We start from the raw sequence: 20,191 nt of genomic DNA on the forward strand, positions 1-20,191 counted from the left end.
TAAGGTGCGAGATTCCGGGCTCGCCGCTGTCGCGGCGCCCGGAAGGACGCAAGAGAACTAGAGCGCGCGCTTCAGCGGCTCGACGAGATCGGTCTTCTCCCAGGAGAAGCCGCCCTCGTTGTCGGGCGTGCGGCCGAAATGACCGTAGGCCGAGGTGCGCGCGTAGATCGGGCGGTTGAGGTCGAGATGGCTGCGGATGCCGCGCGGGGTGAGGTCCATCGCCTTGGCGGCGGCCTTCTCGAGCTGGTCCTCGGACACTTTACCGGTGCCGTGGGTGTCGATGTAGATCGACAGCGGACGCGCCACGCCGATGGCGTAGGCGAGTTGCAGCGTGCAGCGGTCGGCAAGACCGGCGGCGACGATGTTCTTGGCGACGTAGCGCGCCGCATAGGCCGCCGAACGGTCGACCTTGGTCGGATCCTTGCCGGAGAACGCGCCGCCGCCATGCGGGGCCGCGCCGCCATAGGTGTCGACGATGATCTTGCGGCCGGTCAGGCCGGAATCGCCATCGGGACCGCCGATGTAGAACTTGCCGGTCGGGTTGATGTGCCAGATGGTCTTCGGCGTGATCCAGTCCTTCGGCAGCGCCTCGCGCACATATGGCTCGACGATCTCGCGGACCTGGTTCGAGGTGAGGTCCGGAACCAGGTGTTGGTGCGAGACCACGATCTCGCGCACGCCGACAGGCTTGCCATTCTCGTACTGCACGGTGACCTGGCTCTTGGAGTCCGGACCGAGCACCTTCTCCTTGCCGGAGTGACGGGCTTCGGAAATGAGGCGGAGGATCTTGTGGGCGTAGAAGATCGGCGCCGGCATCAGATCCGGCGTCTCGTTGGTGGCGTAACCGAACATGATGCCCTGGTCGCCCGCGCCCTCTTCCTTGACCTCGCCGGGCTGCAGCGCATCGACGCCCTGGGCGATGTCGGCCGACTGCGGATGCAGCAGGATCTCGATGTCAGCAGTCTTCCAGTGGAAGCCTTCCTGCTCGTAGCCGATGTCCTTGATCGCGCCGCGCACGACGCTCTCGATCTGCTCGTTGGTGACCGACTTCGGACCGCGCGTCTCGCCCGCAATCACGACCTTGTTGGTGGTCGCAAGCGTCTCGCAGGCGGCGCGGATCTGCCACGGGTCGATGCCGGCTTTCGGCCCCTCGCGGTAGAACAGATCGACGATTTCATCGGAGATCCGGTCGCAGACCTTGTCCGGATGGCCCTCGGACACGGACTCGCTGGTGAAGAGATAGGACGCGCGCATCAAGTAACCCCTTGTTCCGCCACTCACGGCGGTTCGTTTACGATGTTTACCGTTGGATTGTGTCAATCACGCCGGCGCGAGATGACGTAGGATTCGTCAAGAAACCAGAGCCCGTTGTACTTTCTCAGCACGTCCCTGGCGGCATCCAGAGTGCGGCCGTTTTCAGCCATTTCTGTCAATCGGTCGTCCTCGATTTGCGCCACATACACCGCCGCGTTCCAGGCTGCAAAGGCTGTCGAGGTTCCGATGGAACCCGTTACCTCGTTGGGCAGCGCCTCCATGTCATACCTGAAGATTGAGCGGTTGTCTGCATAAGCGTTGAAATTTAAGTCGCGTCCCAACGATCCGAGTTCATACTTTACGGCGCGCAATAGTTCATGACGGCTGACCGCGAAAGGATTTTCTCCAGGCCAGATGGCCTGGATCATTTCCATGCCCGGATCCTGGCCATGGGAGTGGATACCGATCAGGCGCCCCCCCGGCCGCAGGGCACGCGCCAGAGGCGCAATGATCCGTTTTGCCCGGAAATTGACCGAGGACAGCGCGCGGTATGGCTGGGATGCAATCACGAGGTCGAAATTGGCCTCGGTCTGACCCGGCCGCGGAATGGTCGAATCCAGCAGGAACCTGTGGTCCTCGCGATAGAGAACGAGGACGACCGGCCGCTCATAGAGCGGCATGGCCGTTCGGGGACTGATCGCGGCGCGCCAGTTCTGCTCCAGGAACGGCCGGAGCTCGGCGATCTGCTGCTCGAACTCGCCCGATGAAGCGCCCCGCAGCGGGACCTCATGCCAGACGGTGGCCGCCGCAGCAGCAGGCGATGCCGGCGTCAGCCAAGGTGCCTCCGAATAGAACATATTTGTAAAGACAAAAACCGACGCCGGATGCTCGAAAATGCGGTCCGGAACCCTCTCCAGCGTCAGTCGCAGGTCCTCGAGGCTGAGCTCCTTGCCGGCCACGTAGAACGGCATATGCGGGTAACGCTGGTGCGTGGCGCGCAGCACCCGCGCCAGCACCGTGCCGTCGCCGACGCCGGCGTCGAAAATGCGCAGTGCCGGCGGACGCGGATGGATGGCGGAAAGCTCCAGCGCGACCCGGTCCGCGATCACCCGCTTCTCGCTGCAGGTGTGGACAAACAGCAGATATTTCTGGCGATTCTCGAAGAAGCGGAAATTGCCGCGGGGATCGCGCTTCTCGGGCGGCACCTGAAGCCCCCGTGGCGGCGGCAGGCCGCCGGTCGTCGATGCGGCGATATAGGCCTGGATCCGCTCCAGCGTATCGATGGTGATACGCTTGCCCTCACGCAGGCGCTGCACGAGCTTCCCATCGTTCACCGCACGACGGCCGAAGGTCGATTCGGCCATGCCCGCCTTGCGGCAGAACTCGGTGATTTGGCTCAGGATTTCGTCGTTCTTCATGGGTGGGAAGATGGTGGGCAGAGTAAATCGGCGACTGCCTCATAGCAAATTCTGCCCACCGGGGAAATAGGGACGAAATCCCTTCCTCCGCAGCGTTCGCATTGGCCGGAGGGGTGAACCCCTTGGCGCGGCCGCGCAACAAACAAGCGCCTCTCCTCCTCTGGGACGACCATCATGCGCCGCCTGCTTGTCGCGCTCTGCCTGCTCACCGCCGCGCTGTGGCCCGCATCCGCCTTGGCGCAGGCGCGCAACCAGCTCGGTCCGCTCTGCACCACCGAGACCACCCCGGCGGACCAGATGGTGGACGCCTGCACCAAGATCATCGCGCTCAAGGTGTTCAAGGGCGAGCAGCTCGCGACAGTCTATTTCTGGCGGGCCGTGGGCTGGAATAAGAAGGGTGACTACGCCAGGGTCATCACTGATGCCACCGAAGCGATCCGGCTGCAGCCGAGCCAGGCCGTCTTTAACCTCAGGGGCTCGGCCTATTACGACAAGGGCGACTACGACATCGCGATCGCCGATTTCGACGATGCGCTGAAGCTTGGGCCTCCCAGCGGCATCATCTTCCACAATCGCGGCAATGCCTGGCGCGGCAAGCGCGATTGCGCCAAGGCGATCGCGGACTACGATGCCGCAATCAAGATTGATCCGAAATCGGCGTTCTCGTTCCAGAACCGTGGCATCTCGAAAGAAGCGCTCGGCGATCTCGACGGCGCGCTCGCCGACATCAACCAGGCGATCCGGCTCGACCCGTCGCTGCCGCAGCCGCTGATCAACCGCACCTCGATCTGGCGCGCCAAGGGCGATTTCGATCGCGCCATCGCCGACGCCAGCGAAGCGATCCGGCTCGCCAAGGACAAGCCCCCGGTCAACATCATGACCCCGCCCAACAGCGTGCTGATCTCGGGCTACACCCATCGCGCGCAGGCCTATGAAGCCAAAGGCGACTACGCACGCGCGCGCGACGACTACAAGGCGACGCTGGCGATCGTGGCGTCCGACGCCGGCAGCAAGGCCAACCAGGCCACCGCAAAGGTGCGGCTATCGCTGGTGACGGATACAGCCGCGCCGATCCCGCGTGATGCGCCTTCGCCCGCGACGCAGCCAGCGGCATCCCCTGCCCCGCAGCAGACCGGCCCGGCACCTCTCCCCTCGCCCGCTCCGACGGTTCGCGGCACGCGCATGGCGCTGATCATCGGCAACGGCGCCTATGCGCATGTGAAGGCGCTGCCCAATCCGCCCAACGATGCGCGCGCGGTCGCGAAAAGCCTGCGCGAGATCGGCTTTATCGTTGCGGAGGGCATCGACCTCGACCGCGCGGCGATGCAGAAGATGACGCGCGACTTCCTGCGCGAGGCCGCCCGGGCGCAGGTCGCATTGGTCTACTATGCGGGCCACGGCGTGCAGGTCGACGGCCGCAACTATCTCATTCCCGTCGACGTCGAGCTCAAGCCTGGCACCGGCATGACCGACGCGATGATCGACATGGACACGATCATGGCCGGCCTCGACGACCAGGTCCGCACCAACATCCTGATCTTCGATGCCTGCCGCAACAATCCGATGGCGCAGCAGGTGGCGAGCGCCGGCACCAATCGCGGCATCGAGGGTGCCTCGGGCCTCGCCGCGCCCACGAGCCTGGGCGCCGGCGCGACGTTGGGGGCCGGCACGCTGATCGCGTTCGCCACCGCACCGGGCCAGGTCGCGCTCGACGGCGAAGGCGCCAACTCGCCGTTTTCCTCCGCGTTGTCCCGCCATATCGGCACGCCCGGGCTGGAGGTGCAGCAGATGCTCACGCGGGTGCGGGCGGAGGTGGTCTCGAGCACGAAGAACAAGCAGGTTCCGTGGTCGAATTCGTCGCTGCTGGGGGAGGTCTATCTTGCGGAGAAGTGAGGGCGAACATCCGATTACGACTGCGGCTCTAGCGGCCATAACGACACCACGCACCAGCGCGCTAAAATTGCAACAGCCAGCAAGATAGTCGAACGCAACCTGCGGCTGCTCTGTCCTGTCGCCTATCGTTATCCTACGATACCGATAACACCAACGAGTTGGTGGACTGGTGGTTGGGGGAACTTGTGGGAAAATTCGTTGCCGCCATCGGCATCGCCCTGTCTGTCTTGTTCGGATCACAACCTGGTTTCTCGCAAGGTGTACCATCGAGCGAAGCGGCGTTTGCCGCCGGCCCCGCCGACATTCCGCTGATCGATCAGGCAACACTGAAACTCTGGCAGGCGACTTCTTCGTGCCGAAGGCTGAAGTGGCATGGGTCATGCGCGCTCTCGGCGACCATTCGTCGGGCTCGTGCTCGGCACCCGGGAGAACGACCACTGGGTGGTCGTGATCAACTGCATCAAGGAAGGCTGACACCGCGGGGTTAGCCGAGGCAATATCGTCATGCCGAAAACGTCGACGTCGCCGGAGGCCCAGAAGCTCCTGGGATTGGAGGGGTTGCGCTTCCTTGCAACCGTCGCCGTCCTGCTCTGGCACTATCAGCACTTCGCCTTCACTGCCGGGCGCGCCGGCAATCTCACCAGAAGCGAGCTGCCATTCTACCGCGCTCTGTTCCCGTTCTACGAGGCCGGCGAATACGGCGTCTGGTTCTTCTGGTGCATCTCGGGATTCATCTTCTTCTGGAAGTATCGCGCCATCGTCGCCGATCGCAAGATCGACGGCCGGACCTTCTTCGTGTACCGGCTGTCGCGACTCTACCCGCTCCATATCGCGACGCTGCTCCTGGTCGCCGTGCTGCAGCCGATCTATTTCGCGCGGCTTGGCTTCTACTTCGTCTATCAGAACAACGATCTCCCGCACTTCATCGCGCAGCTGTTCATGGCGAGCGACTGGCTCCCGCCACGCAGCGAAAGCTTCAACGGACCGATCTGGTCGGTCTCGGTCGAGATCGTGGATTATGCGATCTTCTTCCTGGCGCTACGCTTTGTGACCGCATCCCCGCTGCTCAATCTGGTCGTGATCCTCGCCTCGATCACGTTCGGTACTCAGCTCGGGACCAGCCTGGCTTTCTTCTATGCGGGCGGGCTTGCCGCCATGGTCCGGCAGGCCGTTGCCTTGTCCCGGCATCGACGGACGTTGGAGGCAATGGCCGGGTGCGCCGTCATCGCGGTGCCCGCGGCGCTCTGGCTGGCGGACATCGAGCTGGTCCCGGTCGCCGGACCGCTGATGCTGACCTATGCCCCGATCCTGTTGTTCTGCTGCTCGCGCCAGCTCACCTTGCCGCGGCGGATCGAGACATTGCTGGAGACGGTCGGCAATATGACCTATTCCTGCTATCTCCTGCATTTCCCCATCCAGCTCGTCGTCGCGCTTGCCTGCGCCGCTCTGCAGCGCCCCATTCCCTATGGCAGCCACCTGTTCTGGGCGGCCTTCGTGCTGCCGTCGCTCGTCGCCTCGCACCTCACCTATCGCTGGTTCGAGGCGCCGGCGCAGCGACTGATCCGCAGCACTCTGCTGCGCAAAACAGAAGCGGGGCGGACAAGTCCGGCCCCGCTCTGATGTCGCCGATCGAGCAGCCCTGATGCCTCGCTCACGCGATGGCCCGGCTGCGCCGGATCACTGGCCCCACACTTCCTTGGCGATCTCGACCGCGAGGCCGAGCTTGGCCCACTGCTCCTCCTCGGAGAGGATGTTGCCCTCTTCGGTCGAGGCGAAGCCGCATTGCGGAGAGAGCGCGAGCTGCTCCAGCGGTGCGAACTTGGCGGCTTCCTCCAGACGGCGCTTGATGTCGTCCTTCTTCTCGAGCTCGCCGAACTTGGAGGTGATGACGCCGACCACCACGACCTTGTTGCCCTTGGGCAGGAAGCGCAGCGGCTCGAAGCCGCCGGCGCGGTCAGAGTCGTACTCAAGGAAGTAACCGTCGTAATTGGTGCCGGCGAGCAGGGTCTCGGCCACCGGCTCGTAGCCGCCCGAGGAAATCCAGGTCGAGCGGAAATTGCCGCGGCACACATGCGTCGTCACCACCATGTCGGCGGGCTTCTCGGCCAGCGCATAGTTGATGATGCGGGCATAGATCTGCTGCAGGCCGTCGGGATTGTCGCCGCGCTCGCGCGCCTTCTGCAATTCGTCCTGCGAACAGAGATAGGCCCAGACGGTGTCGTCGAACTGGAGGTAGCGGCAGCCGGCCTCGTAGAACGCCTTCACCGCCTTGCGGTAGGTCTTGCCGAGGTCCTCGTAGAAGGGGTCGAGATCGGGATAGACGTCCTTGGAGATCGACTTGCGGCCGCCGCGGAAGTGCAGCACGGCCGGCGACGGGATCGTCATCTTGGCGGTGACGTGGGCCTGATCGGCGACCTTCTTCAGGAAGCGGAAATGGTCCAGCATCGGGTGGTCGTCGGGGAAATCGAGCTTGCCGATCACACGCACCGCATCGTGGCGGGTCTGCACGCCGGTGAACTGGATGCCGGTGTCGGGGTGGAACAGCTCGCAGCCGGTGAGCTTGGCCAGGAAGTCGAAATGCCACCAGGAGCGGCGGAATTCGCCGTCGGTGGCGAGCTTCAGGCCCACCGAGGCCTGCTTGTGCACGACCTTCTCGATCTCCATGTCCTCGATCTTGCGCAGATCATCGGCCGAGATTTCGCCCTTCTCGAGCTTGGCGCGCGCTTCCTTGATCTTGGCCGGACGCAGGAGGCTGCCGACCTCGTCGGCGCGGAAGGGGGCTTTGGTTCGCTGCATTCTTGTTTCTCCCGAATTTCAGTCGGCGCTCGTTTTACTCCCTCTCCCGCTGGCGGAAGAGGCGAAGATTAGTGGGCCGCCCCTGCCACGCCAAGGTGGCGCTCCAGAACCGACGGGTCGGCCTTCAGCGCGGCGCTCGGGGCGTCGTGCACGATCGTTCCGCGCTCCAATATCACAACGCGGTCGGCGAGCCCCAGAATCTTTTGGGCATTCTGCTCGACGATGATGGAGCAGATGCCCCCAGCCCGGGTGATGGTCCCGATCGCTTTGAGCAGCTCCTCGACAATGATGGGGGCAAGCCCCTCGGTCGGCTCGTCCAGCAGCAGGACCTTCGGGTTGAGGGTCAGCGCGCGGCCGATCGCCAGCATCTGCTGCTCGCCGCCGGAGAGCTGGTTGCCGAAATTGCTCCGCCGCTCCTTCAGTCGCGGGAACATCTCGTAGACCTTCTCGACCGTCCAGGGGCCCGGCTGAGCCACGGCTGTCATGTTTTCCTCCACGGTGAGCGAGCGGAAGATGTTGCGCTCCTGCGGCACCCAGCCGATGCCGGCGCGCGCCCGCTGGTCGGGCCGCAAGGTCGTGACGTCGGTGCCGGCCAGTGCGACAGTGCCGGAGAAGCGGCGGGTGACGCCGACGATGGAGTTGATCAGCGTGGTCTTGCCGGTGCCGTTGCGGCCGAGCAGCGCCAGCACCTGCCCCTCGGCGAGGCTGAGCGTCATCTTCGGCAGCACCACCGCCTCGCCATAGCCGGCGCGAAGTGCATCGATTGCGAGCAGGTCAGACATTGACCGCCTCCTCGCCGAGATAGACCGCCTTTACCTGCGGATCGCGCGCGACCTGCTCGGGCGGGCCCTCGGTCAGCAGCGCGCCGGACACCAGCACAGAGATGCGGTCGGCAAAGGAGAAGACGAGATCCATGTCGTGCTCGATCAGCAGCACCGTGACGTCGCGCGGCAGCGCGCCGACCACGGCGAGAATGTCGTGCCTCTCGCTCTCGGGCACGCCGGCCGCGGGCTCGTCGAGCAACAGCACGCGCGGCTTGGCGGCGATCGCAACCGCGATCTCGAGCAGGCGCTGCTTGCCGTAAGGCAGCGTCACGGTCTCTTCGTTCATGACGTCGAGCAGGTGGAAGCGTGTCAGCAGCTCTGCGATCTCGCCGTTGACGTCGCCGCGCGTCCCCATGCGCCGCCACCAGTCGCCGCCATGGCCGAGGCGCTCTGAGACCGCAAGACCGATGGTCTCGAGCGGGGTCAGGTCGGGATAGAGCTGATTGATCTGGAAGGTGCGCGACAGGCCGCGCAGCACGCGCTTGTGCACGGGCAGGTCGGTGATGTCCTGGCCTTCGAGCAGGATGCGGCCCGAGTTCGGCTTCAGCACGCCGGTGAACTGGTTGATCACGGTGGTCTTGCCGGCGCCGTTCGGCCCGATCAGCGCGTGGCGGGCCCCCTGCTCGATCTTGAGGGACAAGTCGCGCGTGACGCGCAGACCACCAAAGGTCTTTTCGAGATTTTGGGTTTCGAGCGCGATGGTCATGCGTCGCTTTCCGGCACGGCGACGACCGCTCTACGTCCGGCAACCTGCCTGATGATCAGGTTCGGCACATACAGCACCCAGCGATGCAGGCGCTGGCGGCCGACCAGCACGATCACGACCAGCACGAGGCCGATCCAGAACTGCCAGTACTGCGGCGTGATGGTGGAGAACAATTCCTGGAGCATGCGGAACACCACCGCGCCGATCAGCCCGCCATAGAGATAACCGGTGCCGCCGATCACGAGCACCAGCATCAGGTCGGCGGAGCGCTCGAAGGCGAACACGTCGAGCGAGGCGATTGCGGTGGTCTGGGTGAACAGCGCGCCCGCAATGCCGGCATAGAACGCCGCGAGCGTGTAGATCGCAATCAGGCGCCGATTGACGGGGATGCCGATGGCGGCGGCGCGCAGCGGGTTGTTCTTGATGGCGCGCAGCGACAGGCCGAACGGGGAATGCACAACGCGGCGGGCGGACAGGAACAGCACGAACAGCACGGCGAGCGAATAGAAGAAGCCGGCCTTGCCGAACATGTCGAACGGGATCTCTCCCAAGATCGGCTGCATCTCGATGCCCTGCAGGCCGTCGGTGCCGCCGGTGATGTTGGAGAAGCGCTCGGCGAGCGCTTCCAGCAGCAACGCGATGCCGAGCGTCACCATCAGGCGCGTCAGATCGACGCCGCGGATCACCAGGAAGCTGGTGGCAAAGCCCAGCACCATCGCGGCGAGGCCCGCGACGATCAACGCCAGCACGGGCTCGTTGACGATGCCGTGCAGCGCCAGCAGCCCCGCCGCATAGGCGCCGACGCCGAAGAAGGCGGCATGGCCAAGCGAGACGATGCCGGCATAGCCGAGGATGAGATCGAGCGACATCGTGAACAGCGCGAGGCGCAGGATGTCCGTCATGATCAGATAGCGCGAGGGAAACAGAAAGCCGCAGGCCAGCACGATGAGCCAGAAGGCGACTTCGCCATAGTGCCAGCGCGCCTGGCGCTGGGCGTGATACCCGACGTCGGAGGCAGCGGTCATCGGCGTACTCAACGCGCGGCCGCGCGGCCGAACAGGCCGTTCGGGCGCCAGATCAGGATCACGATCATCATGGTGTAGATCACAAAGGGCCCCATCTTCGGCACGTAATATTTGGCGGCGACGTCACCGATGCCGAGCAGGAGCGAGGCCAGGAACGGGCCTGTTATGGAGGAGGAGCCGCCGACGGTGACCACGATCAGGAAGTAGATCATGAACTTCAGCGGGAAATACGGATCGAGACCGAGGATCTCGGCGCTGAGTGCGCCGCCGAGGCCGGCGAGCCCGCATCCGAAGGCAAAAGTGAAGGCGAACACTTGCGGCACGTTGATGCCGAGGCCGCTGGCGGCGCGGGGATCGTCGACTGCTGCGCGCAGACGGCTGCCGAAGCGGGTCTTGGCCAGCACCATCTGAAGCCCGATGGTGAGCAGGCCGCAGATCACGATGATCATCAGGCGGTAGCGGCCGATGCCGACGCCGAACAGGTCGAACTGCCCCTGCAGTGCGGCCGGCAGGTTGATGAACACGCGCGAGGAGCCCTGGATGTAGTCGACGGCCGCGACCGACATGAAGGTCAGGCCGATGGTGAACAGCACCTGGTCGAGATGGCTGCGCGTGTAGAGATGGCGGTAGAGCGTGCGCTCCAGTGCGATGCCGATCGCGGCGGCCGAGACGAAGGCGAGCGGCAGCGCGGCGAAGAACGGCCAGCCCATCCGGTTGACCAGCACCATGCAGACATAGCCGCCCGCCATGGCGAAGGCGCCATGGGCGAGGTTGACGAAGTTCATCAAGCCGAGCGTGACCGCGAGCCCGCAGGCGAGCACGAACAGCAGCATGCCGTAGGCAACGCCATCGAACAGGTTGGTGAGGATCGCGGTCATCAGCAGTCGAGGATCATCTCAAGTGTGGCCAAGGGCCGTGCTGCACTCCCTCTCCCGCTTGCGGGAGAGGGTTGGGGAGAGGGTGCTTCAACAACGAAGACTCCCCCAGAGGTGAGAGCCCTCACCCGGCGCTTCGCGCCGACCTCTCCCGCAAGCGGGAGAGGTAAGGCGAGCATGCCGAGAGAGCCCGGGATGACGCGCTTTCGAGCGTCACTTCTTGGTCTTGCCGAGATCCTTGACGGCCTCGAAAGTCGCGAACTCGACATTGTAGAGCTCGCCGTCGACCTTCTCGACCTTGCGGATGTAGATGTTCTGAACGATGTCGCGGGTCTCGGGATCGATCGAGATCGGACCGCGCGGGCTCTCCCACTTCTGGCCCTTCATCGCCTCGATCAGCTTGTCGCCATTGGTATCGCCATTGGTCTTCTTCAGCGCCTCGTAGATCAGGTGGATGCCGTCATAGCCGCTCACCGCCATGAAGCCCGGACGGTTGCCGAAGGCCTTCTTGTAGCCCGCGACGAAGTCCTTGTTCATCTGCGAGGGGTGCGCCGCCGAGTAGAGATGGGCGGTGACCGTGCCGAGCACGGCGTCGCCCATGTTGTTGAGCAGGTCGTCGTCGGTAACGTCGCCGGGTCCGATCACCTTGATGCCGGCCTTGTCGAGACCACGCTCGGCATATTGCTTCATGAAGTTGCCGCCCTGGCCCGCCGGCACGAACACGAAGATCGCGTCGGGCTTGGCATCCTTCATGCGCTGCAGGAACGGCGCGAAGTCCGGGTTGGCGAGCGGCGTCTTGACCTCCTCGACCACCTCGCCGCCGCCCGCGGTGAAGTTCTGCTTGAAGAAGTTGAGCGCGTCATTGCCGGGCGCGTAATCCGAGGTCAGCGTCGCGACCTTCTTGATTCCGTTCTTCACCGCCCAGTCCGCAATGATGGTCGAGGACTGCGCCAGCGTGAAGCTGGTGCGCACGATATAGGGCGAGCGTTCAGTGATGATGGACGTGCCGGCTGCCATGACGACTTCCGGAATCTTCGCCTGCGTCGCCAGCGGCGCGGCGGCGAGCGCTGCCGGCGTCACCCCGAAGCCGGCGATGAAGTTGACCTTGTCGTTGACGATCAGTTCCTGCGCGGCGGTCTTGGTCTTGTCCGGGATCGCGGCATCGTCCTTGAGGATGATCTCGATCTTCTTGCCGGCGACGGTGTCGCCCTTCTGCTGCATGTAGAGCTTGATCGCGTTCTCGATCTGCTTACCGGTCGAGGCCTGGCCGCCGGTCATCGGCAGGATGAGGCCGACCTTGACCGTGTCTTCCGCCTTGGCGGGCGCGACGGCCGCGAGGCCCGCGATGGCCGCGGCCGCTGCGGTACGCGAAAAAATCTTGAGTTCGAACATCAGATGTCCCTCCCCTTCATTTCTGCTTGTGAGCCGGACCGAGTGCCCGGTCCTTGCCGCGCTTTACCTACGGACGAGCCATGCCGTGCGGCCACATGGCGTCCTCTGCAACCCCGTTGTCAATCGGACGTTGGGCGACCATGCGGCCCGAGCCGCGTGATCTGCCTCGACAAGGGCAGGAGAGATTTGTACGATTGTACAAATATAATGGTCCTGTCAACGAAAAAGCCCTCATCGCGCCGGCCGATTTGGGCGGTGATTGTTGAGGCGCCACTTTAGGAAGTCCACACGACGCCGCAGATGGAGGATTCCGCCTCTCACTTGCAGAATCTGGACATTTCACCTGCTTCGCGGTGAAGACGCGCCACTGAGCCGAAATACGCGATGTATACCGTACCAGCTAAAGTCACCCCTTCAAGAGCAAAATCTACTTATTATAATACCTTCTTTGTATACAGCCCTACCGACCCTCGAATAGGCCAATTTTACTTTGAGGGCTATAGTTCGCACTGACGCCCATTCCGCGTCCCCTCATCCCGCGCCCGATCGGGCACGACCAAGAAGATGTCCATGCTTTCCCGTCCGCTTTCGATCGCTGCTGCAGTCGCCCTGCTCGCTTCCAGCCTGGCAGGCTGCGGCACGGTCAACGAGAAACTCTCGGCCGGCATGGGCGACTACGTCCCGCAATGGGCCGGCGGCCTGCCGGCGGATGCCCCGCCGCGACCGGGCACGCCGCAATACGACGCATACATGAAGGAACGCGAACGCAAGCGGCTGATGCCGGCGGCTGATCGCGAAAAGGAAGAACAGGCGCAGAAGGGCACGACAGGGACAGCGGCGGCCGGCGCGGTGCGTTGAGACGGTGCGCTCCCTCGCCCCGCTTGTGGGGAGAGGGGAGTCTCCACAGGGACGGTGAGAGCCGGACTCGCGGAGAGCCCTCTCACCCGAATTCGAGCTTTGCTCGAATTCGACCTCTCCCGCACGCGGGGAGAGGTGAAGCAGATCAATCCACGAACACCACGGTCTTGCGGCCGTTGAGGATGACGCGATCGTCGAGATGGTAGCGGATTGCGCGGGCGAGCACGCGACGTTCGATGTCGCGGCCCTTGCGGACGAGATCTTCCGGCGTGTCGCGATGGCTGATGCGCTCGACGTCCTGGTCGATGATCGGGCCTTCATCGAGGTCACGCGTGACGTAGTGCGCGGTGGCGCCTATCAGCTTCACCCCGCGCTCATGCGCCTGGTGATAGGGTTTTGCGCCTTTGAAGCCCGGCAGGAACGAGTGGTGGATGTTGATGCAGCGTCCCGAGAGCTTTGCCGACAGGTCGTCCGACAGGATCTGCATGTAGCGGGCGAGCACGACGAGATCGGTCTTCGTCTCGTCGACGAGATCCATGATCTGCGCCTCCTGCTCGCGCTTGGTCTGCTTGGTAACGGGCAAATGGTGGAACGGAATGCCGCCGAAATCGAGCCCGGCATAGACCTCGCGGGGATGGTTGGAGACGATCGCGGTCGGGATCATCGGCAATTCACCGGTGCGCCAGCGATAGAGGATGTCGACCAGGCAATGGTCGGATTTCGAGACCAGCACCATCACCTTGCGATGCGCGGCGCGGTCGCGCATCTGCCACTCCATGCCGAAACGCTCGGCAATCGCGGCAAAGCCGGTCTGGAGCGCCGCAAGCGCCACGGCAAGATCGGCCGCGGTGAACACCACGCGCATGAAGAACTTGTTGGTCTCGACGTCGTCGAACTGTTGGGCGTCGAGGATGTTCTGTCCATTGTGGGCCAGGAAGGTCGACACCGCCGAGACGATGCCGGGACGATCCGGACAGGACAGGGTCAGGACATATTGATGATCAGGCATGGCTCGTGATGAAGCTTTGTGCAACGGCCGCGGAACACCGCGATTTGGGCCCTGCTCTAGCACCGACGCTGGCCTTGCGCCAATCCCGCGCCCAGAGTCAGGATGAACGTACCATTGCGATTTATACCGGAGCTCGCCCATGGCCGACCGATTGAACGGCACCCGCATCCTGATCCTGGAAACACGCGAGGAGGCGCAGTTCTCGAAGCTTCTGGCCGAGCAAGGCGCCGAGGTCGTGCAATGCCCGATGTTCACCATCGAGGATGCGCCGGACCCCGCCCCGATCGAGGCCTGGATCCGCCGCGCCATCGCCAGGCCGTTTGACGATCTCGTGCTGATGACCGGCGAAGGCCTGCGGCGGATCATGAAGCTCGCGCGCGCTCGCGGGCTCGATCAGGCTCTGGTCACCTCGCTCGCGAAATCGCGAAAATTCACCCGCGGGCCGAAACCCGGCAAGGCACTGCGCGAGATCTCGCTCGAGGCGCAGCAGACCACGGAGAAGCCGACCACCGAGGGCGTGATCGAGATGCTGGGCAGGCTCGACCTGAAGGGGCGGCGCCTTGGCCTGCAGCTCTATCCCGACAAGGACCACAACGCGCTGACCGGCGCGCTCGCCGCGCAAGGCGCCGAGATCGATACCGTGCTGCCCTATGTCTATGATTCCAAGACCGCTGACGCCAATATCGTCGCCGCCATAGACGAGATGGCGGAGGGACGAATCGATTCCATCGCGCTGACCAATCTCGGCCAGGTCCGCCGCCTGATCGAAGCCGCCAAGGCGCATGGCAGCGAGGCGAAACTGCGCGCCGGTCTCGAGCGCACGTTGATCGCATCAGTCGGCCCGGCGGTTTCCGGCGAGCTCGCGGCGCATGGCTTGCGCACCGACGTGTCGCCGGCCGAAGAGGCCTATTTCATGCGGCCGCTGATCTCGGCGATGGCGAGAGCGCTGGCGGAACGGAAGGCGGCAAGCGCAGCGAGGTAAGAGCCGAGCGCGGGTGCGGCCTGCGCCAGCTGCGATTGACAGGCTCAGCCTCAGCGCTACGTTGCCGAACAGCAAGAAGAAACAACAAAGGCAGGGAATCGCCGTGACACGCGTCATCGCCTCTTGAGCAGAGGCGCGCGACCTTCAGCGCTCGCACCGTTCCGCATTCGCAACTATCGGTTCCAGTGGCCATCCGACCTGCTCACCTCGTGGGCGTTCGAGATTGAAACGCTGGTGCTCGGCTGGTACATTCTGGTCGAGACCGGATCGGTGCTGCTGCTGACCATTCTCGCCTCGCTGCAATATCTGGGAACGCTGATTGCACCGGCGCTCGGGATGGTCGGCGACCGTATCGGTCACCGCGATCTCCTCGTCGTGCTGCGCCTGACCTATACGGCGCTGGCCTCGACCATCATGGCGCTGGCGATCACCGGCCATCTGGCGCCGCTCAACGTCATGATCATCGTGACGATCATGGGCCTGATCCGCTCCTCCGATCTCGGCCTCCGGAGCGCGTTGCTCGCCGACATCATGCCGGCCGAGCAGCTGGTCGGCGCGATCAGCCTGTCACGCACGACCCAGGACAGCGCCCGCATTGCCGGAGCGCTGACCGGAGCCGGCCTCTTCGCCGTTCTCGGCATCGGATTGGTCTATGCGGCGGTCGCCGGCCTCTACCTCGCGGCGGCAATTCTCATGTCCTGCCTGACCCGACCGGAAAGGACCGTTGCCACGACCGATCTGCCGGCGAACAGCCGCGCCGTTTCAAAACTGCTGGGCGAGCTGAAGGAAGGGATTGTCTACGCCTGGAATGGCCCTGGAATGGGCGCTGCGCTGTGCGTCGCCTTCCTCGCCAATCTGACCGCGTTTCCCTTCACCGGCGGATTGCTGCCCTACATCGCGCGCGAAATCTTTCACACCGACCAGACCGGCCTCGGCTATCTCTCCGCGAGCTTCGCCGTCGGATCGCTGATCGGCTCGATCACGCTCAGCCTGGTCGGCGGATTGCGCATTGCCCGGCTTCTGATCGGCGCGACGCTGGCCTGGTACGCCATGTTGCTGGTGTTCGTCGAGATCAGGACGATGCCCGTCGCCATGGCCTGCCTCGTTCTCGCCGGCATCGCCCAGAGCATGTCGATGATCTCGGCGGCCGTCATCCTGATGCGCACGGCGAGCGCGCATCTGCGCGGCCGCGTGATGGGCGTGCGCATGATGGTGATCTACGGCCTGCCGCTCGGATTGCTCGCGGCCGGCAGCCTGATCGACACGATCGGCTATTCCGCGACAGGGTCACTTTACGCCGTCGCCGGCTTCCTCGCGATGCTGGCAATCGCGATCCACTGGCGCGCCGACCTCTGGCCGCTGCACGCCCCCGCCAACGCGCGGTGACGGTTTCTAATCCCCATACCCGCGCAGCCGCTCGACATTAAGGATGGTGACGCCGCCATATTCCAGCCGCAGCAGCCCTTCCTTCTCCAGCCGGTTCAGCGCGCGGTTGGCGTTCTGGCGGGACATGCCGGAGAGCGCACCGATCTCCTCCTGGGTGATCTCCAGATGCGCCGTCGATTCCGGATAAAGGATCGGGTTGAACAGCGAGGCGATGCTGCGTGCGAGCCGCGAGGTGGCATCGAGCGTGCGGTTGACCTCGAGCATGCCGATGAACTGGCCGAGCCGCTCGTTGAGCTGGCGCACCAGGAAGCGGTTGAAGCCGACGCTGTTCTCGAACAGCCACATGAAGGCGCTGCGCTCCATCAGCGCGACGCGGCTGCTGCGCAGCGCCACCACGTCGTAGCGGCGCGGCTCGTTCTTGAGCACGCTGCCCTCGCCGAACCAGGCCCCCGCCGTCAGCCCGGCAAGGCTGGTCTCCTTGCCGTCGCGCGACACCCCGCCCATCCGGGCAAGGCCGAAGACCATGCCGGCCCAATAGTCGAAATTGTCGCCGCGCATGAACACGGTCTCGCCGGTGCCGTAGGACCGCTCCGTGATTCCGGCGCGGGCGACCTCGATCTCCGCTTGCGTGAGCTCGCGCGACCAGGCGGCAACGCGCTTCAGATGATCCTCTGAAATCATGATCCCGAAGTCAGCCGCACCGTGTCGTCACTCCGCTCTTATGCTGCATCGCAACATCATCGTTCCGGCTCCCATCCGACGAAAGATGAAGGCCGCCTCGGTCCGAAAAACTTTGTCCAGAATTGTCAGGCCGGAGACATTTCAAAATAGCGCTTTCCCTTATTGAGAGCCACCTCGGGTGATGCGGCTTTTGATCCCAAACGGGGCCAAAGCGGCGACCGTCCGGTCGAGACCAATAGCTGCATGGTCTGGCCGGCACGGCCGTATTAGGATCGCCCGACAGAACCGACGAAGAGCGCCGCAGAATGCGCCATCACCGGGAGGGATTTGTTTGGTGGCTACCAGTCTCGAAGTGCGCGGCGTGTCCCTGCGATTCGGCGGCGTTCGTGCGCTGACCGATGTCAGCTTCGCCATCAAGGAGGGGGAGCTGTTCTCGATCATTGGCCCCAACGGCGCCGGCAAGACCTCGATCGTGAACTGTATTTCCGGTCGCTACAAGCCGACCGAAGGCCAGCTGTTCTACCAGGGCCAGGACATCACGGGGCTGACGCCGAACGCGCGGCCCAAGCTCGGCATCGGCCGCACCTTCCAGAACCTCGCGCTGTTCCACCACATGAGCGTGCTCGACAACATCATGGTGGGCCGCCATCACCTCCTGAAGAACAATTTCCTCACGGGCTCGCTGTACTGGCTCACCGGCGCGCGCAAGGAAGAGCTCGAACACCGCCGCAAGGTGGAAGAGATCATCGACTTCCTTGACCTGCAGTCGGTGCGCAAGGCAACCGCCGGCACCCTCCCCTACGGCCTGCGCAAGCGCGTCGAGCTCGCCCGGGCCATGGCGCTGGAGCCGCGCCTCATCCTGCTCGACGAGCCGATGGCCGGCATGAACTTCGAGGAGAAGGAGGACATGGCCCGCTACATCGTCGATCTCAACGAGGAGTTCGGCATGACGGTGGTGATGATCGAGCATGACATGGGCGTGGTGATGGATATCTCCCACCGCGTGATGGTGCTGGATTTCGGCCGCAAGATCGCCGAGGGCGATCCGGGCGCAGTGCTCGCCGATCCCCACGTCAAGCGCGCCTACCTGGGTGAAGAAGACGAGGCGCTGGTCGATCCCGACGATGCTCCTCCGGCGCAGGAGAGCGCGGCATGATGGATTACGCAGGCCGCGTCGCGCAGGCCGACACCTATCCCAAGATGCTGCGGCTCAATGCGAAAGAGCACGGCAACGAGATCGCGCTGCGCGAGAAGGACCTCGGGCTGTGGCGCATCTTCACCTGGAACGACTACCAGACGCGCGTGCGCGATTTCGCGCTCGGCCTGGTCGAGCTAGGTCTTGGTCGTGGTGACGTCATCGGCATCATCGGCGACAACCGGCCGGACTGGGTGGCGGCGGAAGTCGCTACCCATGCCATTGGCGGCCTCAGCCTCGGGCTCTATCGCGACGTGCTGGATGAAGAGGCCTCCTATCTCCTCAATTATGGCGAGGCGCAGCTGGTTTTTGCCGAGGACGAGGAGCAGGTGGACAAGCTGCTCACGCTCGCCGACCGCGTCGCGAAGCTGAAGCACATCATCTATTCCGATCCGCGCGGCATGCGGAAATACGACGACCCGCGCCTGATGTCGGCGGAGAAGTTTGCCGAGCTCGGCCGGGCCCGCGCCGCGCGCGAGCCGGAACTCTACGACAAGCTCGTCGATGCGACCAAGGGCGAGGACGTCGCGATCCTCTGCACGACGTCGGGCACCACCTCGCATCCAAAACTCGCGATGCTCGCCGCCGGCCGCGTACTCGGCCATTGCGCGACCTATCTTGCCTTCGATCCAAAGGGGCCGGACGACGAGTATGTCTCGGTGCTGCCGCTGCCGTGGATCATGGAGCAGGTCTACGTGCTCGGCAAGGGCCTGCTCTGCCGGATGAAGATCAACTTCGTCGAAGAGCCTGACACGTTGATGAACGATCTGCGCGAGATCGCGCCGACATTCGTGCTCTTTGCCCCACGTGTCTGGGAATCCATCGCCGCCGACGTCCGCGCCAAGGTGATGGATGCGACGCCGTTCAAGCAGCGCCTGTTCGATATCGGGATGAAGTCGGGCCTCGCCGCGCTGGAGCAGGGCAGGCGTTCGGGTTTCGCCGACGCGATCCTGTTCCGCGCGCTGCGCGACCGCCTCGGCTTCACCCGCCTGCGCTCGGCCGCCACCGGCGGCGCGGCGCTCGGCCCCGACACCTTCAAGTTCTTCCAGGCCATGGGCGTGCCGCTGCGCACGCTCTACGGCCAGACCGAATTGCTGGGCGCTTACACGCTGCACCCCGAGGGCAAGGTCGATCCTGACACGACTGGCGTGCCGATGGCCGACAGCGTCGAGATCCGCATCGACAATGCCGACATTCACGGCGTCGGCGAGATCGTGGTGCGGCACCCCAACATGTTCCTGGGGTACTACAAGAATCCCGAGGCCAGCATCGCCGACATCAAGGACGGCTGGATGTGCTCCGGCGATGCCGGCTACTTCAATGCCAACCAGCAGCTCGTCGTCATCGACCGCATCAAGGATCTCGCCGAAACCTCGCGCGGCGAGCGCTTCTCGCCGCAATTCATCGAGAACAAGCTGAAATTCTCGCCCTATATCGCGGAGGCCGTGGTGCTGGGCGCAGGGCGCGACGCGCTCGCGGCGATGATCTGCATCCGCTACTCGATCATCTCGAAATGGGCGGAGAAGAACCGCCTCTCCTTCACCACCTACAGCGACCTCGCATCGCGGCCGGAGGTCTATGCGCTGCTGCAGAAGGAGGTCGAGACCGTCAACGCCACGCTGCCGCCGGCACAGCGCATCTCGCGCTTCCTCTTGCTCTACAAGGAGCTGGACGCCGACGACGGCGAGCTCACCCGCACGCGAAAGGTGCGCCGCGGCGTCATCAACGAGAAGTACGAAGGCATCATCGACGCCATCTACCGCGGTGATTCCGACATCCCCGTCGATACCGTGATCCGCTTCCAGGACGGCACCACGCAGCGCGTGCGAACGACGCTGCGGGTGGTGGACCTCGGCGGACATGGCCACATGGCGGAGGCTGCGGAGTGAGCTTGCTT

The 20,191-nt window shown here is 64.3% G+C and carries 17 protein-coding genes; 7 read left to right on the top strand and 10 right to left on the bottom strand.

Translation table 11 applies throughout. From position 1 onward, the window contains the following. Positions 1 to 57: 57 nt before the first annotated feature. Both metK and ACNJYB_RS26215 read right to left on the bottom strand, forming a co-directional pair. Entirely contained in the window at positions 58 to 1,254 is a 1,197-nt protein-coding gene (gene metK / locus ACNJYB_RS26210; protein WP_439369360.1) for a methionine adenosyltransferase, read from the bottom strand. Between the two features lie 62 nt (positions 1,255 to 1,316). After that, positions 1,317 to 2,672 carry a hypothetical protein gene (locus tag ACNJYB_RS26215; RefSeq protein ID WP_439369361.1) on the bottom strand — a complete coding sequence of 452 codons (1,356 nt, stop codon included), beginning with the start codon at positions 2,670 to 2,672 and terminating at the stop codon, positions 1,317 to 1,319. Between the two features lie 174 nt (positions 2,673 to 2,846). Here ACNJYB_RS26215 and ACNJYB_RS26220 point away from each other — a divergent pair, with 174 nt between their 5' ends. Further along, positions 2,847 to 4,565, top strand: coding sequence for a caspase family protein (locus tag ACNJYB_RS26220; RefSeq protein ID WP_439369362.1), 1,719 nt, complete (start codon positions 2,847 to 2,849; stop codon positions 4,563 to 4,565). 504 nt (positions 4,566 to 5,069) lie between these two features. Continuing rightward, on the top strand, positions 5,070 to 6,185 hold the full coding sequence (locus ACNJYB_RS26225) for an acyltransferase family protein (RefSeq protein WP_439369364.1): 1,116 nt from the start codon (positions 5,070 to 5,072) through the stop codon (positions 6,183 to 6,185). Between the two features lie 57 nt (positions 6,186 to 6,242). Here ACNJYB_RS26225 and ACNJYB_RS26230 read toward each other — a convergent pair whose 3' ends face one another. The 6 genes from ACNJYB_RS26230 to ACNJYB_RS26255 form a co-directional block, all read right to left on the bottom strand. Beyond that, positions 6,243 to 7,361 (bottom strand): cobalamin-independent methionine synthase II family protein, encoded by a 1,119-nt coding sequence (locus ACNJYB_RS26230; protein WP_439369366.1) that lies wholly within the window; start codon positions 7,359 to 7,361, stop codon positions 6,243 to 6,245. A gap of 68 nt (positions 7,362 to 7,429) precedes the next feature. Continuing rightward, positions 7,430 to 8,143: an ABC transporter ATP-binding protein gene (locus ACNJYB_RS26235; protein WP_439369367.1), complete on the bottom strand. Its 714-nt coding sequence runs from the start codon at positions 8,141 to 8,143 to the stop codon at positions 7,430 to 7,432. Continuing rightward, complete coding sequence (locus tag ACNJYB_RS26240; RefSeq protein WP_439369368.1) at positions 8,136 to 8,891, bottom strand: ABC transporter ATP-binding protein; 756 nt, start codon at positions 8,889 to 8,891, stop codon at positions 8,136 to 8,138. Before ACNJYB_RS26240 ends, ACNJYB_RS26235 begins: the two co-directional genes overlap by 8 nt. Beyond that, positions 8,888 to 9,916, bottom strand: a complete 1,029-nt coding sequence (locus ACNJYB_RS26245; protein WP_439369369.1) for a branched-chain amino acid ABC transporter permease — start codon at positions 9,914 to 9,916, stop codon at positions 8,888 to 8,890. The genes ACNJYB_RS26240 and ACNJYB_RS26245 overlap by 4 nt, the downstream gene beginning before the upstream one ends. Before the next feature lie 8 nt (positions 9,917 to 9,924). Then, entirely contained in the window at positions 9,925 to 10,794 is an 870-nt protein-coding gene (locus ACNJYB_RS26250; RefSeq protein WP_439369370.1) for a branched-chain amino acid ABC transporter permease, read from the bottom strand. 210 nt (positions 10,795 to 11,004) lie between these two features. Then, positions 11,005 to 12,183, bottom strand: coding sequence for an ABC transporter substrate-binding protein (locus ACNJYB_RS26255; protein WP_439369371.1), 1,179 nt, complete (start codon positions 12,181 to 12,183; stop codon positions 11,005 to 11,007). 564 nt (positions 12,184 to 12,747) lie between these two features. Between ACNJYB_RS26255 and ACNJYB_RS26260 the strand changes: the two genes are divergently transcribed. Further along, positions 12,748 to 13,041 carry a hypothetical protein gene (locus tag ACNJYB_RS26260; protein ID WP_439369372.1) on the top strand — a complete coding sequence of 98 codons (294 nt, stop codon included), beginning with the start codon at positions 12,748 to 12,750 and terminating at the stop codon, positions 13,039 to 13,041. A gap of 145 nt (positions 13,042 to 13,186) precedes the next feature. On the opposite strand, the gene purU is transcribed toward ACNJYB_RS26260, so the two are convergent. Then, the gene (gene purU / locus ACNJYB_RS26265; protein WP_439369374.1) at positions 13,187 to 14,050 is read right to left on the bottom strand and encodes a formyltetrahydrofolate deformylase; all 864 of its coding nucleotides are present in this window, start codon (positions 14,048 to 14,050) and stop codon (positions 13,187 to 13,189) included. A gap of 139 nt (positions 14,051 to 14,189) precedes the next feature. Here purU and ACNJYB_RS26270 point away from each other — a divergent pair, with 139 nt between their 5' ends. Both ACNJYB_RS26270 and ACNJYB_RS26275 read left to right on the top strand, forming a co-directional pair. Then, on the top strand, positions 14,190 to 15,032 hold the full coding sequence (locus ACNJYB_RS26270; protein ID WP_439369375.1) for a uroporphyrinogen-III synthase: 843 nt from the start codon (positions 14,190 to 14,192) through the stop codon (positions 15,030 to 15,032). 123 nt (positions 15,033 to 15,155) lie between these two features. Next, a complete protein-coding gene (locus tag ACNJYB_RS26275) occupies positions 15,156 to 16,418 on the top strand; it encodes an MFS transporter (RefSeq protein ID WP_439369377.1) in 1,263 nt (420 codons plus the stop codon). A 6-nt stretch (positions 16,419 to 16,424) separates the two neighbouring features. Here the strand turns inward: ACNJYB_RS26275 and ACNJYB_RS26280 are convergent, their stop codons facing one another. Continuing rightward, complete coding sequence (locus tag ACNJYB_RS26280; RefSeq protein WP_439369378.1) at positions 16,425 to 17,099, bottom strand: Crp/Fnr family transcriptional regulator; 675 nt, start codon at positions 17,097 to 17,099, stop codon at positions 16,425 to 16,427. Positions 17,100 to 17,433: 334 nt separating this feature from the next. Here ACNJYB_RS26280 and ACNJYB_RS26285 point away from each other — a divergent pair, with 334 nt between their 5' ends. Together ACNJYB_RS26285 and ACNJYB_RS26290 are read left to right on the top strand one after the other, a co-directional pair. Beyond that, positions 17,434 to 18,255, top strand: a complete 822-nt coding sequence (locus ACNJYB_RS26285; RefSeq protein WP_439369379.1) for an ABC transporter ATP-binding protein — start codon at positions 17,434 to 17,436, stop codon at positions 18,253 to 18,255. Next, positions 18,252 to 20,183 (top strand): long-chain fatty acid--CoA ligase, encoded by a 1,932-nt coding sequence (locus ACNJYB_RS26290; protein WP_439369381.1) that lies wholly within the window; start codon positions 18,252 to 18,254, stop codon positions 20,181 to 20,183. The genes ACNJYB_RS26285 and ACNJYB_RS26290 overlap by 4 nt, the downstream gene beginning before the upstream one ends. Positions 20,184 to 20,191 lie beyond the last annotated feature (8 nt).

Origin of the sequence: Bradyrhizobium sp. SMVTL-02, assembly GCF_051853005.1 — a bacterium.
Lineage (GTDB): Bacteria > Pseudomonadota > Alphaproteobacteria > Rhizobiales > Xanthobacteraceae > Bradyrhizobium.